The 14,793-nt window shown below is 69.8% G+C and carries 20 protein-coding genes; 13 read left to right on the top strand and 7 right to left on the bottom strand.

Annotated elements, in window-relative coordinates:
• The first annotated feature begins 183 nt into the window (after positions 1-183).
• Both KCH87_RS38525 and KCH87_RS38530 read left to right on the top strand, forming a co-directional pair.
• Complete coding sequence (locus tag KCH87_RS38525; RefSeq protein ID WP_210592639.1) at positions 184-540, top strand: DUF6247 family protein; 357 nt, start codon at positions 184-186, stop codon at positions 538-540.
• A complete protein-coding gene (locus KCH87_RS38530) occupies positions 537-896 on the top strand; it encodes a hypothetical protein (protein WP_210592529.1) in 360 nt (119 codons plus the stop codon). The genes KCH87_RS38525 and KCH87_RS38530 overlap by 4 nt, the downstream gene beginning before the upstream one ends.
• On the opposite strand, the gene KCH87_RS38535 is transcribed toward KCH87_RS38530, so the two are convergent.
• From KCH87_RS38535 to KCH87_RS38560, 6 genes are all read right to left on the bottom strand, one after another.
• Entirely contained in the window at positions 871-2,307 is a 1,437-nt protein-coding gene (locus KCH87_RS38535; RefSeq protein WP_210592530.1) for a cell wall metabolism sensor histidine kinase WalK, read from the bottom strand. The genes KCH87_RS38530 and KCH87_RS38535 overlap by 26 nt on opposite strands.
• On the bottom strand, positions 2,304-3,035 hold the full coding sequence (locus KCH87_RS38540) for a response regulator transcription factor (RefSeq protein ID WP_210592531.1): 732 nt from the start codon (positions 3,033-3,035) through the stop codon (positions 2,304-2,306). Before KCH87_RS38540 ends, KCH87_RS38535 begins: the two co-directional genes overlap by 4 nt.
• A gap of 59 nt (positions 3,036-3,094) precedes the next feature.
• Complete coding sequence (locus tag KCH87_RS38545; protein WP_210592532.1) at positions 3,095-3,274, bottom strand: hypothetical protein; 180 nt, start codon at positions 3,272-3,274, stop codon at positions 3,095-3,097.
• A gap of 34 nt (positions 3,275-3,308) precedes the next feature.
• A complete protein-coding gene (locus KCH87_RS38550) occupies positions 3,309-4,481 on the bottom strand; it encodes a S1C family serine protease (RefSeq protein ID WP_210592533.1) in 1,173 nt (390 codons plus the stop codon).
• Positions 4,482-4,617: 136 nt separating this feature from the next.
• Positions 4,618-5,643, bottom strand: coding sequence for a LacI family DNA-binding transcriptional regulator (locus tag KCH87_RS38555; RefSeq protein ID WP_210592534.1), 1,026 nt, complete (start codon positions 5,641-5,643; stop codon positions 4,618-4,620).
• Positions 5,644-5,738: 95 nt separating this feature from the next.
• Positions 5,739-6,527, bottom strand: a complete 789-nt coding sequence (locus KCH87_RS38560; RefSeq protein WP_210592535.1) for a response regulator transcription factor — start codon at positions 6,525-6,527, stop codon at positions 5,739-5,741.
• A gap of 182 nt (positions 6,528-6,709) precedes the next feature.
• Here KCH87_RS38560 and KCH87_RS38565 point away from each other — a divergent pair, with 182 nt between their 5' ends.
• The 8 genes from KCH87_RS38565 (at position 6,710) to KCH87_RS38595 (ending at position 11,731) form a co-directional block, all read left to right on the top strand.
• Positions 6,710-7,594, top strand: a complete 885-nt coding sequence (locus tag KCH87_RS38565) for an alpha/beta hydrolase (protein WP_210592536.1) — start codon at positions 6,710-6,712, stop codon at positions 7,592-7,594.
• 44 nt (positions 7,595-7,638) lie between these two features.
• Positions 7,639-7,893: a MoaD/ThiS family protein gene (locus KCH87_RS38570; protein WP_210592537.1), complete on the top strand. Its 255-nt coding sequence runs from the start codon at positions 7,639-7,641 to the stop codon at positions 7,891-7,893.
• A 1-nt stretch (position 7,894) separates the two neighbouring features.
• Positions 7,895-8,947 (top strand): hypothetical protein, encoded by a 1,053-nt coding sequence (locus KCH87_RS38575; RefSeq protein ID WP_210592538.1) that lies wholly within the window; start codon positions 7,895-7,897, stop codon positions 8,945-8,947.
• Positions 8,948-9,096: 149 nt separating this feature from the next.
• Positions 9,097-9,837, top strand: a complete 741-nt coding sequence (locus tag KCH87_RS38580; RefSeq protein WP_210592539.1) for a DUF2993 domain-containing protein — start codon at positions 9,097-9,099, stop codon at positions 9,835-9,837.
• A 201-nt stretch (positions 9,838-10,038) separates the two neighbouring features.
• Positions 10,039-10,119, top strand: coding sequence for a putative leader peptide (locus KCH87_RS50855; protein WP_350310325.1), 81 nt, complete (start codon positions 10,039-10,041; stop codon positions 10,117-10,119).
• A 124-nt stretch (positions 10,120-10,243) separates the two neighbouring features.
• Positions 10,244-11,083, top strand: a complete 840-nt coding sequence (locus KCH87_RS38585) for a sulfurtransferase (RefSeq protein WP_210592540.1) — start codon at positions 10,244-10,246, stop codon at positions 11,081-11,083.
• Between the two features lie 25 nt (positions 11,084-11,108).
• Complete coding sequence (locus tag KCH87_RS38590; protein WP_210592541.1) at positions 11,109-11,396, top strand: DUF1416 domain-containing protein; 288 nt, start codon at positions 11,109-11,111, stop codon at positions 11,394-11,396.
• A gap of 74 nt (positions 11,397-11,470) precedes the next feature.
• Positions 11,471-11,731, top strand: coding sequence for a DUF3099 domain-containing protein (locus KCH87_RS38595; protein WP_210592542.1), 261 nt, complete (start codon positions 11,471-11,473; stop codon positions 11,729-11,731).
• A gap of 217 nt (positions 11,732-11,948) precedes the next feature.
• Here KCH87_RS38595 and KCH87_RS38600 read toward each other — a convergent pair whose 3' ends face one another.
• Positions 11,949-12,311 (bottom strand): DsrE family protein, encoded by a 363-nt coding sequence (locus tag KCH87_RS38600; RefSeq protein ID WP_210592543.1) that lies wholly within the window; start codon positions 12,309-12,311, stop codon positions 11,949-11,951.
• Between the two features lie 128 nt (positions 12,312-12,439).
• Between KCH87_RS38600 and KCH87_RS38605 the strand changes: the two genes are divergently transcribed.
• From KCH87_RS38605 to KCH87_RS38615, 3 genes are read left to right on the top strand one after another with little or no spacing between them, the layout of a single operon-like run.
• Positions 12,440-13,159, top strand: a complete 720-nt coding sequence (locus KCH87_RS38605) for a hypothetical protein (protein ID WP_308299021.1) — start codon at positions 12,440-12,442, stop codon at positions 13,157-13,159.
• Positions 13,156-13,905: a hypothetical protein gene (locus KCH87_RS38610; protein ID WP_210592544.1), complete on the top strand. Its 750-nt coding sequence runs from the start codon at positions 13,156-13,158 to the stop codon at positions 13,903-13,905. Before KCH87_RS38605 ends, KCH87_RS38610 begins: the two co-directional genes overlap by 4 nt.
• Positions 13,902-14,771, top strand: coding sequence for a hypothetical protein (locus tag KCH87_RS38615; RefSeq protein ID WP_210592545.1), 870 nt, complete (start codon positions 13,902-13,904; stop codon positions 14,769-14,771). The genes KCH87_RS38610 and KCH87_RS38615 overlap by 4 nt, the downstream gene beginning before the upstream one ends.
• The last annotated feature ends 22 nt before the right edge of the window (positions 14,772-14,793 follow it).

Genomic DNA, 14,793 nt, shown 5'->3' on the forward strand with positions numbered 1-14,793 from the left:
AGCTGCCCGCTGACCGACGAGGAACTCGATCAAGGGCCGGACGTACTGGCCAACCTGTACGCACTGGCCGCCGAGAAGCTCCGCGCCCAAGGCCGGCTACCTCCGCCTGAGTGGACACTCCGTGCGGGGACGCTGAGCGCGGTTATGGTCGTAGACACGGTGCATCGAAGGAGGACATCGATCATGGCTGCCCACGCTGCGGAACCCGGTCCCGTCGTCCCTCCCATGCCCGAGCGGACCCCGAAGGCGCTGCGCAAGGCCATCGCCCAGCACGCCCCCAAGCTCCTTCCTGACTTCGACAGGCACTGGCAGAGGGCGATTGCCGCGATTGCCGACACCTACGATCTGCGCCCTGTGCCTGCGTTCGTGGCCTTCTGGTGGGGCGAGTACGCCATGGCTCGGGACCCCGAGCTGGACGCACATGTGCACGATCTCGAACTCCGGGCAGCAGAGTCCACCGAAATCGCCGAAGCAAAAGCACTCCTCGAAGAGGCGGCGAAGATTCGCCACCGGGTGCAAAAACTGGAGCCTGGCGAGTGACCGATGGGTTCATGGGGCCGCCTTGGCAGATGGACTGGCGGCTCGATGCTCTCGCCGCCCTCGAAGCGCTGCCTGCACATGCACGGGAGATGGTCTACGCCGCGCGCGCCGAGCTGGTCACGGCGAAGGATCCGTATTTCCGAGGCATCGAGATGGATGTCTGCCTTCCCGACGGAATACAGGTTGTGCCTATCCGATCGAGTGAGCCGAAAGGCGCCCGTGCCTTCTTCTTCGACGACGGCAACGGCTGGCTGAAGTACACCTTCGTACCCCGCATCGAAAACCCCCAGATCATCGTGGAACAGGTCTTCTGGCAGGGGTCCGAACCGGCTAAGGCACCTCTGGCGGAGGCGTAGGTGCTCCCGGCAACCGGACGGTGGCCACCGTGCCGCCGCCCTCCGCGCGGGCCAGCGTGACCTCGCCGCCCGCCTGTTGGACCGTACGCGCAACGATGGACAGGCCCAGCCCTGAGCCCGGCAACGCCCGCGCGCTCGGCGAGCGCCAGAAGCGGTCGAAGACGTGGGGGAGTTCCTCGGCGGGGATGCCGGGGCCGTGGTCGCGGACCGTGAGGGTGCCGGACGCGAGCTGGACCTCGACCGTGCCGCCCTCGGGGCTGAACTTCACCGCGTTGTCGAGGATGTTGACGACCGCGCGCTCCAACGCCGCCGGTTCCGCCCTGACGTACCAGGGCTGGAGGTGCGCCGTGATCGTCAGCTCCGGTCCGCGCAACCGCGCCCGGCGCAGGGCCGACTCCACCGTGTCCTCCAGGGAGATCACCTGGACGCGTTCGCCTCGCTGGCCCTCGGAGCGCGACAGTTCCTGCAAGTCGCCGATCAGGGCGGCCAGTTCCGTCATCTGCGCCTTCACCGAGGCGAGCAGTGCCTTGCGGTCCGCCTCCGGGATGGGGCGGCCCGTTTCCTCGCTTCGGGTGAGGAGTTCGATGTTCGTGCGGAGCGAGGTGAGGGGGGTGCGGAGTTCGTGGCCGGCGTCGGCGATGAGTTGTTGCTGCAGCTCACGGGAGCTGGCGAGGGACGAGGTCATGGAGTTGAAGGAGCGGGAGAGGCGGGCGACTTCGTCCTCGCTGTCGTCTTCCACGGGGATGCGGACGGTCAAGTCTTCCGTGCGGGCGACGTGTTCGACGGCCTCAGTGAGTTTGTCGACTGGGCGGAGGCCCGCGCGGGCGACCGCGAGGCCCGCCGCACCGGCGCCGACCACCCCGATGCCGGAGACGAGGAGGAGGATCAGGGCGAGTTCGTTGAGCGTGGACTCGGTGCCGTGGAGGGGGGTCGCGAAGAGCACGCCGACCGGCTCGCCGTCGGACGAGTCGTCGCCGACGTACACGGTCAGCACGCGGACCGAGTTGCCGTCCTCGTCGGTGCCGTTGCGGAAGGCCGCCTCACCGAATGTTTTCGCGCTGTTGATCAACTCCTTGTCGGAGCCTGTCACCTTGACGGTGCCTGTGGAGAACTGGGTGACGCAGGGGTCGCCCTCCTCCTTGAACAGCTGGGCGTAATTGGTCCCGAACCGGCTCTTCTCGGGGTTCTGCTGCGGAGTCTGGGAACAGTCGTTCACGATCGAGGTGAGTACGCCGGGCCTATCCGCCATCTGGCTCAGGTCGTTGTTGACCTGCTCATACAACTTCCCCTGCACAATGAACCAACAGGTAACCGAAACCGCCGCCACCCCGAACGCCACAGCGGCAGCGACCAGCATCGCCAGCCGTGCCCGGATCGGCAGCGACCGGAACCGGCGTAGCACCTTGCTCACTCCGCGCCGCCCTGGCGCAACACATACCCCACCCCACGCACCGTGTGCACGAGCCGCGGCTCGCCGCCCGCCTCGGTCTTGCGGCGCAGGTACATGACGTACACGTCGAGGGAGTTGGAGCTCGGCTCGAAGTCGAAGCCCCAGACCGCCTTCAGGATCTGCTCCCTCGTCAGCACCTGACGCGGATGCGCCAGGAACATCTCCAGGAGCGTGAATTCCGTGCGTGTCAGCTCCACCGGGCGTCCACCCCGCGTCACCTCACGCGTGGCCAGATCCATCCGCAGGTCGGCGAAGGTCAGCGCCTCGTCGTCCTGGGCCGTGCCCGCCGCGGCCGCGTACGAGCTGCGCCGCAGCAGCGCGCGGACGCGGGCGAAGAGTTCGTCGAGTTCGAAGGGCTTGACGAGGTAGTCGTCGGCTCCGGCGTCGAGGCCCGTGACCCGGTCGCCAACGGTGTCGCGAGCCGTGAGCATGAGGATCGGTGTCGTGTCGCCGGCGCCGCGGATGCGGCGGGCGGCGGTGAGGCCGTCCATGCGGGGCATCTGGATGTCGAGGACGAGCAGGTCGGGCTTGTAGAGCGTCGCCTTCTCCAGGGCGTCGGCGCCGTCGACCGCGACCTCCGTGCCGTACCCCTCGAAGGCGAGGCTGCGCTGGAGTGCTTCGCGCACTGCCGGCTCGTCGTCGACGATCAGGATGCGCTGGGGGTCACGGTCGCCATCGGCGGGGCTCATGGGCTCGGTTCCTCGGGTGCGGTGGGACGTGGGACGGTCGATCTCAGCGTCGCACGCTTTCAGCCTCGTACGGTACGGCTGCGGGTGCGGGCGGCGGCCGTACGACGGGCCCGGGTGCCGCTCACCGCCACCTCCGGCGCCCGCGGCGCCGGAGCGTGCAGTTCGTACGCCACTTCGAGGGCCAGGGCGAAGCCGGCCGGGTCGGCGGCGGTGACGGAGTGGGAGACCTGCTTGATCATCGTGACCTCCTGGGTCGACTGGTCGCCTGGGCGACTAGCTGTCGGAGCCGCCGGCCCGCAGCGTGGCCAGGTCGGACTTGACGGTGTTGATCGGGATGGCGAAGCCGAGGCCGACATTGCCGGCGCTGGACGAGGAGGTCGCGTCGGCGGCGGAGTACATCGCGGAGTTGATGCCGATGATGTTGCCGTTCATGTCGATGAGCGCGCCGCCGGAGTTGCCGGGGTTCAGGGACGCGTCCGTCTGGAGCGCCTTGTACGTCGTCGTGGACGAGCCGGTGTCGCCGTTGAACTGCTGGCCGCCGAACTCGAACGGCCACTGTCCGCTGCCGCCGCCCTGCTGCTGTTGCTGGCCCTCATCGGTGGACACGGTCACGTCACGGTTCAGGGCGGAGACGATGCCGCTGGTGACGGTGCCGGTCAGACCCTCGGGGGAACCGATCGCCACGACCGTGTCGCCGACCTGCACACCGTCGGAGTTGCCGAGGGTGGCGGTCTTGAGGCCGGAGGCGTTCTCCAGCTTGATGAGCGCCAGGTCCTTCTTGCTGTCGGTGCCGACCACCTGCGCGGTGTACGTCTTGCCGTCGCTGGTGCTCACCTTGATCGACGAGGCGCCGGAGACGACGTGGTTGTTGGTGATGATCTCGCCGTCGCTGGTGATGATCACGCCGGAGCCGGTGGACTCACCGGCGTTCGAGGTGGCGTTGATCTCGACGATGCTCGGGCTGACCGCCGCGGCGACCCCGGAGACCGTGCCCTTCTGGCTGGACGGCACGACATTGGTGCTGGCGCTGGAGGCGGTCACCGTGTCGTTGCCGGTCAGCTCCTGGATGCCGTACGCCGTACCGCCGCCGATGGCCGCGGCGACGATCGCCACGGCGGCGAGGAGGGCGAGCGGGCCGCGGCTGCGCCGCTTCTTCGGCTCGGCAGGAGCGGGGTCGGCGGGGGCGGCCGTCAGGACCGCGGTTCCGCCGTCGCCGCCGTGACCGGCGTCGTCCGCCGCGAACCCGGCCGGAGCCGACGCGTGCGCGGCCTGCGAAGGCCAGACGGTCGTCCCGGGCTCAACAGTGACCGGCGGCTGGTACGCCGGCGGGGGCGGCCACTCGGGGTTGACGGGGGAGGAGGCGTGCTGCTGGGCGTACGTCGACTGCTGCTGGTCGCCCTCGCTGGGGTACTCGTACTCGCCGCTGCGGCGGATGCTCTCGGTCATGTCTCAGAGCTTGTCGCTCCTCGATGAGAGCTCCCTGAGTGCTTGCTGAGAACGCCGCCAGAACCTCGTTTGCCCGATGTAAAGGCCTCTCTGGCGGCTTGGCCAGGCCTCTCAGACAACCCTCATGAAGGGGTCGTCACGCCTCACAGCCGCAGGATCGCCGTATCACCAACTGCGAAGGGAACACCTTCAGCCGCTCGCGGCGCGAACCCGCCACCCGCAGACCGTCGTCCAGGACCAGGTCCACCGCCGCGCGCGCCATGGCCGAGCGGTCCGAGGCGATCGTGGTCATGGGCGGGTCGGCGAGGGCCGCTTCCTTGATGTCGTCGAAGCCGATGACGCCCAGCTCGCCCGGCACGTCGATGCGCAGCTCGCGGGCCGCGCGCAGCAGGCCGATGGCCTGGTCGTCGGTGGAGCAGAAGATCGCGGGCGGGCGGCTGGGCCCGGCGAGGATCTCCAGGGCGATGTGGTACGCGTCGTAGCGGTTGTACGGCGCTTCGAACAGCCGTCCCTCGGTGGGGATCCCGGCCTCGTCCATCGCGCGCCGCCAGCCCTCGACGTGGTCGGAGACGGGGTCGCCGACCGAGGGGGTCTCGGCGGTGCCGCCCATACAGGCGACGTAGTCGTAGCCGTGCTCCAGGAGATGGCGGGTGGCGAGCTGGGCGCCGCCCAGGTCGTCCGTGACCACCGCGACGTCGTCGATCGCCTCGGGCCGCTCGTGCAGCAGCACCACCCGGGCGTCCCAGGCGTCGATCTCGGCGGCGGCGTTGTCGTTCAGTGCGTGACTGACCAGGATCAGTCCCGAGACCCGCATACCGAGGAAGGCCCGCAGATAGTGGACCTCGCGCTCGGCGATGTAGTCGGAGTTCCCGACCAGCACCATTTTCCCGCGCTCGGAGGCGGCCTGTTCGACCGCGTGCGCCATCTCCCCGAAGAAGGGCTGGCGGGCGTCCGGCACGATCAGGCCTATGAGGTCCGTGCGCCGCGACGCCATGGCCTGCGCGACCCGGTCGGGCCGGTAGCCCAGCTCCTTGATCGCGGCGAGTACACGCTCGCGCGTGGCCGGGGCGACCGGCCGGGGTCCGTTGTTGATGACGTAACTGACGACAGCAGTTGACGTCCCTGCCAGTCGCGCCACATCATCCCGAGTCACCTTGGCCACGCGCGGAGTCTACGCGGATGGACCCACTCTGGGCAGGGCGTAAAGATGCTCAGCTGTGCGACTCCTGTGGGCGGGCGGTACCCGCCCACAGGTCGTCAGGCCTCGGCCGGGACCTCGGCGGCATCCAGGGAGGCCGTCTCGTCCGCATCCTCCGGCTTTGGCTGGTCCGCCTTGGCCTTCGCCTCGTCCGAGGAACGCTCCGAGCGGTCCGCCTTCTCCGGCGTAACGAATCGATAACCGACGTTCCGGACGGTCCCGATCAGCGACTCGTGCTCGACTCCGAGCTTGGCGCGCAGCCGTCGTACGTGGACGTCGACGGTCCGGGTGCCACCGAAGTAGTCGTAGCCCCAGACCTCCTGAAGGAGCTGCGCGCGCGTGAAGACCCGGCCCGGGTGCTGCGCGAGGTACTTCAGGAGCTCGAACTCCTTGAAGGTGAGGTCGAGGACCCGGCCCTTGAGCTTGGCGGAGTACGTCGCCTCGTCGACCGACAGGTCGCCGTTGCGGATCTCCATGGGGGAGTCGTCGTTCACGATCTGCTGGCGGCCCATGGCCAGCCGCAGCCGCGCCTCGACCTCCGCCGGGCCGGCGGTGTCCAGCAGGACGTCGTCGATGCCCCAGTCGGCGGTGACGGCGGCCAGGCCGCCCTCGGTGACGACGAGGATGAGCGGGCAGCCGGGGCCCGTGGAGCGCAGCAGCTGACACAGACTGCGCACCTGCGGTAGGTCACGGCGGCCGTCGATCAGGATGACGTCGGCACCCGGGGTGTCGACGAGAGCGGGGCCCTCCGCGGGGGCCACCCGCACGTTGTGCAGGAGAAGGCCAAGAGCGGGGAGCACCTCCGTCGACGGCTGGAGGGCATTGGTCAGGAGCAGCAGAGAACTCATACGTCTGGTTCCTCCTCGGTCCCTGCGAGGACGTGTGCGGTGTATCACCTGCTCTGCGATCCCGGCGGCCCCGTACACCTGCGGTTACCTGGAGTTTCCCGCTTCGTATACAACGCTTCCGAAAGCACAAAAGGACCCGGGGGCTTCGCTGCCCGAGTCCTCTGTCCAGCAGAATAGCCCACATGAGCGCTGGCGCGGCAGGTCATGTGGCACGATCCACCGTTCGTCCGACATCCGAGACGGACACGGCGGGGTCTTTGCGTACGTTTCTGCGTACGTTCGACGGAGTGACGATCGACGCCGTATACGAGCCGGGCGGCGTCGTATACGACGCCGGAGCGCCACCTTCCGGTGATGTGGTGTTCGTCGTCGCGCACGGTTTCACCGGTGATGTGGACAAGCCGCACGTGCGACGGGTGGCACAGGCGTTCGCCCGGCACGGCTCGGTCGTCACCTTCTCCTTCAGAGGCCACGGGCGGTCCGGCGGCACCTCGACGGTCGGCGACCGTGAGGTGCACGACCTCGCCGCCGCGGTCACCTGGGCCCGCCAGCTGGGGCACAAGCGCGTGGCGACGATCGGCTTCTCGATGGGCGGCTCGGTCGTGCTGCGGCATGCGGCGCTGTACGGCGCCTCGGCCGAGGCGGCCGGGCTGGAGCACGAGGGGCGCACCGAAGCGCAGACCGACGCGGTGATCTCGGTGAGTGCCCCCGCCCGCTGGTACTACCGGGGCACGCCCCGGATGCGGCGCGTGCACTGGCTGGTCACCCGCCGGGAGGGGCGCCTGGCGGCCCGCTACGGGCTCCGGACCAGGATCACCCACCGCGGCTGGGACCCGGTCCCCCTCTCCCCGGTCGAGGCCGTCCCGCACATCGCGCCCACGCCGCTCCTCGTCGTCCACGGCTACCTCGACGGCTACTTCCCCATCGACCACCCCCACATGCTGGCCGCGGCCGCCGGTGACCACGGCGAACTCTGGCTGGAGCCCGGCATGGGCCACGCCGAGCACGCGGCGGCCGACGAACTGCTGGACCGGATCGGGGACTGGGCCGCGGCCAAGGCGGGCTAGCCTGGCCCTGTCGACTGCCGACTGGTCACTGATTGAGGAAGCGGATGCCAAAGGTCACGGTGCGCTACTGGGCCGCCGCGAAGGCCGCGGCCGGGGTCGCCGAGGAGCCGTACGACGCGGCCACCCTCGCCGAGGCGCTGGACGCCGTGCGCGAGCGACACCCCGGTGAACTCACCCGCGTCCTGCGGCGATGCTCGTTCCTCATCGACGGTGACCCCGTGGGGACCCGCGGACATGAGACGGTACGGCTGGCCGACGGCGGCACGGTCGAGGTGCTGCCGCCGTTCGCAGGAGGGTGAGATGACCAACCAGCCGTACGAGGGATCCAACGGGTCCTACGAGGGGCAGTACCCGCAGGGGTACGACCCGTACTGGCAGCAGGCGTACGAGGACCCGCACGCCGGCCGGCAGCAGACGCAGCAGTGGCAGGGGCAGACGTGGGACACGCAGGTGCCTTCGGCGTACCTGCCGCCACAAGGGCACGAGGAGTACGCCCCGGCCAACACCGCACCCGGCGCTGAAGGCCTCGGCGGCGGTACCGCCGAAACCGCGGCCGAGGGCGAGCCCGCCTACGGGCCCGCCACCCTCGCCGGGAACTCCCGTATGAGCGATGCGCAGCGGGCCCGGCTGGAAGGGCGTTCGCCGATCATCGAGCCCGGGATGCAGCCGGCGGGGCTGACGGCGCTGCTGGGGCTGCTGCTCTCCGGCGCGGCGGCCATCGGGTCGTACGCGCTGCTCGTACCGCTTGTCGTGCTCCAGGCCGTGACGGCTGCGGGCTGGTTCCGGCTGAACGGGATGTGGCCGGCCCGGCAGGGCATCGCGCTGGCGTTCGCGGGCGCGCTGACCGCGGATGTCGCGCTGCTGGCGGCCGACCGCGCGCCGGCGGCGATCCTCGGCACGCTGGGTGTGTGGGTGCTGCTGACCCTGGTCCTGCAACTGCGTTCGCACGCGGACCCGGACGAGCGGATGTACGGCCTGATGGCTACCGTCGCCTCGGCGGCGCTGTCGATCATCGCGGCCGGCTACTTCGCGGCCGACACGGACGCGGTCACGGTGGGCGCGGCGGCGGTGGCCGTGGCGATCCTGGCCCGGGCGCTGCCTCTTCCCACCCCGGCGTCGGTGATCGTCTCCCTGCTCGCCGCGGCGGGCGCGGGTATCGCGGTGGGCGGCATGACCGGGCTGGACGCGAACGGCGCGTTCCTCGGTGCGGGCGCGGCCGCCTGCGCCCTGATCGGGCACCGGGTCGCGAGCTACGACTACCCCTCCCGATTCGTCCACTTCACGGCAGGGGTCGCGTTGCCGCTGGCGGCAGCGGCGCCGGCGGTGTACCTGCTGGGCCGGGCGCTGGGCTGAGCCCGTTCCTGAGCCCGTCCCTCATGTCACAGCTGATCGACAATCCCCGGCCATGGCTTGCCTCAGGGTTACTCTCGCGCAGGACGGTCACCCGACCGACCGTCAGTGACCGTCGTCGTTGATGACGCCAAGGTGGGGGAACACCGAACATGCGCGCACTGCGAATACTGCTGATCGTCGTTGTGATTCTCGGCGGCCTCTTCGTAGCCGCCGACCGCCTCGCCGTGAACTTCGCCGAGGACGAGGTCGCCGGCAAGCTCCGGACCACGGAGAACCTCGCCTCCGAGCCCGATGTCTCCATCAAGGGCTTCCCCTTCCTCACCCAGGTCGCCGGCGGCGAACTGGACGACGTCGAGATCGGTATCAAGGACTACGAAGCCCCCGCGGGCGAGGGCGCCGAGAAGATCCGTATCGACGATCTCCAGGCGAACATGAAGGGCGTCGAGTTCTCCGGCGACTACAGCTCCGCCACCGCGGCCACCGCCACCGGCACCGCGACCATCTCCTACGCCGAGCTGCTGAAGACCGCCCAGTCGGAGCCCGCCCAGGTCGCCCCCGGTGTCACCGCGAACGTCATCGGCCTCTCCGACGGCGGCAACGGCAAGATCAAGGTCTCGGTCGAGGCGACCGTACTCGGCACGAAGCTGCCCCAGCCGATCTCCGTCCTCAGCACCGTCACGGTCGAGGGCGACAACACGGTGAAGGTGCACGCCGACAAGCTCCCGGCGTTCGGCGGCGTCCGGATCGCCGAGAACGATGTCCGGACGATCACCGACTTCGAGCAGCAGATCGACGACCTGCCGGGCGGCATCCAGCTGGACAAGGTCGAGGCGGCGCAGAACGGTGTGGAGATCGGGGTGAAGGGTTCGGACGTCCGGCTGGCCGGGTAGGACGTCCAGCGGCCAACCTCCAGGGCCGTCCGAAAGGCGAGACGCGGGCGTCCGTACCGTAGATGTGATGACGGACGCACCGGCCCGGGAACCCAGAGGCACCCGCCCCCGAGGTCACTCCATCCCACATCCCGGACGATCGCGTCTCAAAATGCGACACACCGGTGACATGCCTGCCTGTCCGTCCCTAAGCTCAAGCCCATGAAGCGTCAGGCGGACCTCACGAAGCGGCGGGCAGTAGACCTGTGCCGCGTCGCCGCCATGCTCTGTCGCACCTTCTGAGCGGAAGCATCGACTTCCGCATTCCCCGCGCCCTGCCCAGGGCATTCGTGCGCCGTCCCGCTCTCGGACCGCGCGCCCCTCTCACTCGCACGCCCCGCCGCAACTGCCCCGGAGGAGAAAGAGCATGAGCCGCAGCGACGTCCTGGTCGACGCCGACTGGGTCGAGGCCAACCTCGACAACGCCGACATCGCCATCGTCGAGGTGGACGAAGACACGTCCGCCTACGAGAAGAACCACATCCGAGGCGCCATCCGGATCGACTGGACCAAGGACCTCCAGGACCCGGTACGCCGTGACTTCATCGACCAGGAGGGCTTCGAGAAGCTCCTGTCGGCGAAGGGCATCGCCAACGACACCCTGGTGATCCTCTACGGCGGCAACAACAACTGGTTCGCCTCGTACGCCTACTGGTACTTCAAGCTGTACGGCCACGACAACGTCAAGCTGCTCGACGGCGGCCGCAAGAAGTGGGAGCTGGATGCCCGCGAGCTGGTCGAGGAGGTGCCGGAGCGCGCGGCCACCACCTACGCGGCCAAGGCGCAGGACACCTCCATCCGTGCCTTCCGCGATGACGTGGTGGCGGCCATCGGCTCGCAGAACCTGGTCGACGTCCGGTCGCCCGACGAGTTCTCCGGCAAGCTGCTCGCCCCCGCCCACCTGCCGCAGGAGCAGTCGCAGCGTCCGGGTCACGTCCCGTCCGCCCGCAACATCCCGTGGTCGAAGAACGCCAACGACGACGGCACCTTCAAGTCGGACGACGAGCTCAAGGAGCTCTACGCCGAGGAGCAGGTCGACCTCGCCAAGGACACCATCGCCTACTGCCGCATCGGTGAGCGTTCCGCGCTGACGTGGTTCGTCCTGCACGAGCTGCTCGGCGTCCAGAACGTCAAGAACTACGACGGCTCCTGGACCGAGTACGGCTCCCTCGTCGGCGTGCCGATCGAGCTCGGCGCCAACAAGTAATCGCTGCGACCGAAGGACAAGACATATGTGTGGAGCGAAGGCCGGCGGCCCCGACGCCTCGACGATCAAGCCCGGTGAGACCACCATCCAGGGCCAGGTGACGCGTGACGGCGAGCCGGTGACCGGCTACGTGCGTCTCCTGGACTCGACCGGCGAGTTCACGGCGGAGGTCCCCACCTCCGCGACGGGCCAGTTCCGCTTCTACGCGGCCGAGGGCACCTGGACCGTCCGCGCCCTCGTTCCGGGCGCCACCGCCGACCGCACCGTCATCGCCCAGCAGGGCGGCCTGGCGGAGGTCGCGATCGCGGTCTGAGCAGCACCCTGATCGCCGGAAGGGCCGTACCCACGGGTGCGGCCCTTCCGGCTGCCCGGACCTACGCTGGACGTATGTACGCGCGCCGGCGCCACCTCTACTTCGCCATGATGGGGACGTGCATCGGGCTCTTCGTCCTGGCCTGGGGAGTCGTACGTCTCTGGTCGATCCCCGTGGCCGTGGGCATGTGCGTGGTGGCGATGGTCATCCCGCCCCTCGCCGCGATGGTCGCCAACCGCCGCGGCCCCGACGACCGCTGGTGGGACGACCCGTCCGGCGACCCGAAGTCCGACGAGTGGTGGGACGAACTGGACGGCAAGAAGCGGCGGCAGTAGGAACGCGGGCCGGTTGCTGCACGGCGGACGCCGCATGGATGTCGCCCCCGCCGCCCCTACCCGTCCCGTCCCTGGGGGCTGCGCCCCCAGACCCCCGCTTCGGCCTGAACGGCCTCGTCCTCAAACGCCGGACGGGCTGAAAATTCAGCCCCTCCGGCGTTTGAGGAGCGGGGGTCCAGGGGGCAGAGCCCCCTGGCGGGGGCGAACTCACTCCGGCTCAGTACACCAGCGCCTGCGTCGCGTCCCCCAACGCCTCCTGCACGAACACCTGCGCCCCCGCGATCCGTACGCCCTCGATGACGTCCTTCTCCGTGATGTCGCGGCGGGCGGCGCACTGGGTGCAGAGGGTGAGGGTGCCGCCCGCGAGGACGGAGGCGAGCAGGTCGGGGAGCGGAGCCGCGTGCGGCAGCTCGAACTCGGCGGCCCTGCCCGGCAGCGCGAACCACGCGGACTCCCCGGTCAGCCACAGCGACACCTCGACGCCGCTGGCGACCGCCACCGCCGCCACCGTGAACGCCTGCGAGCACCGCTCGGGGGCATCCGCCCCCGCCGTCACCTTGATCACGAGCTTCTTCGCCATGCCTGAATCGTAATCAACTCCCTTACAACTGCTCGTGTTGCCCGCGGGTCACCTGTGAAAAAGGTGTTGAGGGGAACGCAGTGGATGCCGTGGATGCTGGGGAAGAACCCGAAAGAGTCGAGGGGGCGGTGGAGCCGTCCCGTCCGCGTCGGCGAGGCCGTACGACATTGATGATCGCCGCGGCGGCGGTGCTGGGAGTCGTCGCCGGCGCCTGCACCGGGTACGTCGTCCAGGCCGGGCGCGAGCCCACCGCTCTGCCGCCGCTCTCCCAGCCGGTGCTGCGGCAGGCCGCGGGCGAGGTCGAGCCGCTGTCGGCGGCGCAGGACCGCCGGGTGAAGACGGACGGCGATCTGCGCAAGCTGCTGCTGTCCCGGCCGAAGGGGGCGAAGGACAGCCTGTTCCCGGTGGGCGACGACGGCTGGCAGTCCCTGTCCACGTACGCGGACAGGTACGAGAGGCCGGCCACCACCTTCAGCAACCTCGTCGACGACGAGTTCCGCCGGGCGGCCGTGACCGCTTGGCAGGTGGGGGAGACGTACGTGGCCGAGATCGCTCTCGTGCAGTTCCTCCAGGAGAGCAAGCCGGCGGCGTCCGAGTGGGCGGAGAACGGCCACCACTGGGCCGAGGAGGAGGACGACATCCGTAGCTGGCCCGTGCCCGGCACCGGGGACGGGCAGGCGTACGTGCATGACTCGCCCGAACAGAAGCCGGGCTATCTCCCGGTGTACCGGGCCGAGGCGCATGCCTGGCGCGGGGACGTCTACATGGAGATCTGGATCAGCGACACAAAGCCGATCCCCAAGGCGAAGATCATGGAGCTGGCCGTGCGACAGATGGGGAAGCTGTGAGAGCGCGGAGCGGCCGGATCGCGGCCGCCGCCGGAGCGGTACTGCTGGCGGGTGCGGTGATCGGCGGCGTCGGCTACGCCGTGGTGAGCGTGCGGGACGCGGACCGTACGCCGGGGGCGCCCCGGTGGGAGTTCCCGGCGGCGGACCGGGGCGACGAGAAGGAGAGTGAGCAGTCGGCGTCGGGGCTGAGCGCTCTGTTCCTGCCGTTCGGGACCGACGGCTACACGCGTGGACCCGATCTCGCGGAGTTCGGCACGGACGAGGAGTTCAGCGGGGCGCAGGCCACGGCGCTGAGCAAGGAGTCGGTGAGGGATCTGCCCCGCTCCACCCGCCGGAATGTGGAGAAGTTGATCGACAAGCAGCGCATCCAGGGCATGGCGCTGCGCAGTTACGTCGTCGGCCGGCGCGACTACAACGGAACCGACGCGATCACGTTCGACGTCACGCTGACACGGCTCGCGGACCGTGCCGCCGTACGTCGGATGGCGACGTCCTACAACGAGTTCCTGAACGCCACGGACGTCTTCCGCAAGGGCCCGAAGATCGAGGGCCACCAGGACGCCCGCTGCTTCCTCACGCCCAAGGGCGACGACGAGGAACTGGGCAGCGCGTTCTGCACCACCTCCGTCGGCGACATCCTGGTCAACGTCACCGTGGACGGACCCGGCCCGCTCGACGGCACCTTCGTCGCCAAGCTCTTCGCCGCACAACTCGACCGCATCGACGACCCGGGACAGGCCGTATGACCGACCAACCACACGAGCCGACTCCCTCCGAGGGAACGGAGCTCGTGGCCGAAGCGGCCCACGGGTCGGACGAGCCCGGTCAGCAGCCGGTCCCCTCGGCTCGCAAGGACCGGCGGATTCTGCGAGCCGTGTCGCGGTGGGTCGCCGTTGTTGCCGTGTTCGCGGGGGTGGGGGCCGGGACGGCGTACGGAGTGCTGGGGGCGGAGCGGACGGAGTTGCCGGGGCTGGCCACCGAGTCGGACGGGCGGTGGCCGTATCCGGAGATCAGCCGGGCGCCGGTGCCGTCGGGGAGCCGGGGACCGCTGGACACCAAGAACTGGGCCGAGGCCCACTATGCCGACCTGCGTGCGCTGGTGCTGCCCGCACCCGAGGGGGCGACGGAGGACAGGGCGCTGCGCGGTGAGGACGGCTGGCTGGCGACGAAGGGCTTCCTCGCCGTGTTCGGGGAGAAGGAGGACCGGGACGAGGCGGGGCAACTGCTCACCGACCACGGGCTGCGGCACATCGCGGCCCGCGGCTGGACCACCGAGGACGGCACCCGCACCGGCATCTACCTGCTTCAGTTCGACACGGGCGCGGTCGCCGACGAGGTCTACGGAAACTTCACCGAGTACGACGAGCCCGCCTTCGCCGCCCGCGGCACCACCGACACGGACTTCGACGACGCCTACCCGATCGCCGCCGGCATCGAGGACATCTCGCGCTACGCCTACGACGAGGTGAAGCCGTACGGTGCCGAGCACGTCCGGCAGGCGTACCTCCGGGCGGGTGACGTCATCGCCGTGGTCGTGCAGTCCCGCAAGGGCGCGGCCGCAGCGGTCCCCTTCCAGCAGACGGTGACCCTCCAGAGCCAGCTGCTCGGCTGAGCCCCCTCACCGGGAGGGCCGG

Source organism: Streptomyces sp. GESEQ-35, assembly GCF_017948485.1.
GTDB lineage: Bacteria > Actinomycetota > Actinomycetes > Streptomycetales > Streptomycetaceae > Streptomyces.

What these genes read in the sequence shown, in the direction of transcription:
- KCH87_RS38590 (WP_210592541.1), top strand. Translation starts at nt 11,109, where the DNA reads ATGTGTGGAGCGAAGGCCGGCGGCCCCGACGCCTCGACGATCAAGCCC.
- KCH87_RS38615 (WP_210592545.1), top strand. Translation starts at nt 13,902, where the DNA reads ATGACCGACCAACCACACGAGCCGACTCCCTCCGAGGGAACGGAGCTC.
- KCH87_RS38585 (WP_210592540.1), top strand. Translation starts at nt 10,244, where the DNA reads ATGAGCCGCAGCGACGTCCTGGTCGACGCCGACTGGGTCGAGGCCAAC.
- KCH87_RS38525 (WP_210592639.1), top strand. Translation starts at nt 184, where the DNA reads ATGGCTGCCCACGCTGCGGAACCCGGTCCCGTCGTCCCTCCCATGCCC.
- KCH87_RS38580 (WP_210592539.1), top strand. Translation starts at nt 9,097, where the DNA reads ATGCGCGCACTGCGAATACTGCTGATCGTCGTTGTGATTCTCGGCGGC.
- KCH87_RS38570 (WP_210592537.1), top strand. Translation starts at nt 7,639, where the DNA reads ATGCCAAAGGTCACGGTGCGCTACTGGGCCGCCGCGAAGGCCGCGGCC.
- KCH87_RS38560 (WP_210592535.1), bottom strand. Translation starts at nt 6,527, where the DNA reads ATGAGTTCTCTGCTGCTCCTGACCAATGCCCTCCAGCCGTCGACGGAG.
- KCH87_RS38600 (WP_210592543.1), bottom strand. Translation starts at nt 12,311, where the DNA reads ATGGCGAAGAAGCTCGTGATCAAGGTGACGGCGGGGGCGGATGCCCCC.
- KCH87_RS38565 (WP_210592536.1), top strand. Translation starts at nt 6,710, where the DNA reads ATGAGCGCTGGCGCGGCAGGTCATGTGGCACGATCCACCGTTCGTCCG.
- KCH87_RS38595 (WP_210592542.1), top strand. Translation starts at nt 11,471, where the DNA reads ATGTACGCGCGCCGGCGCCACCTCTACTTCGCCATGATGGGGACGTGC.
- KCH87_RS38545 (WP_210592532.1), bottom strand. Translation starts at nt 3,274, where the DNA reads ATGATCAAGCAGGTCTCCCACTCCGTCACCGCCGCCGACCCGGCCGGC.
- KCH87_RS38575 (WP_210592538.1), top strand. Translation starts at nt 7,895, where the DNA reads ATGACCAACCAGCCGTACGAGGGATCCAACGGGTCCTACGAGGGGCAG.
- KCH87_RS38550 (WP_210592533.1), bottom strand. Translation starts at nt 4,481, where the DNA reads ATGACCGAGAGCATCCGCCGCAGCGGCGAGTACGAGTACCCCAGCGAG.
- KCH87_RS38540 (WP_210592531.1), bottom strand. Translation starts at nt 3,035, where the DNA reads ATGAGCCCCGCCGATGGCGACCGTGACCCCCAGCGCATCCTGATCGTC.
- KCH87_RS50855 (WP_350310325.1), top strand. Translation starts at nt 10,039, where the DNA reads ATGAAGCGTCAGGCGGACCTCACGAAGCGGCGGGCAGTAGACCTGTGC.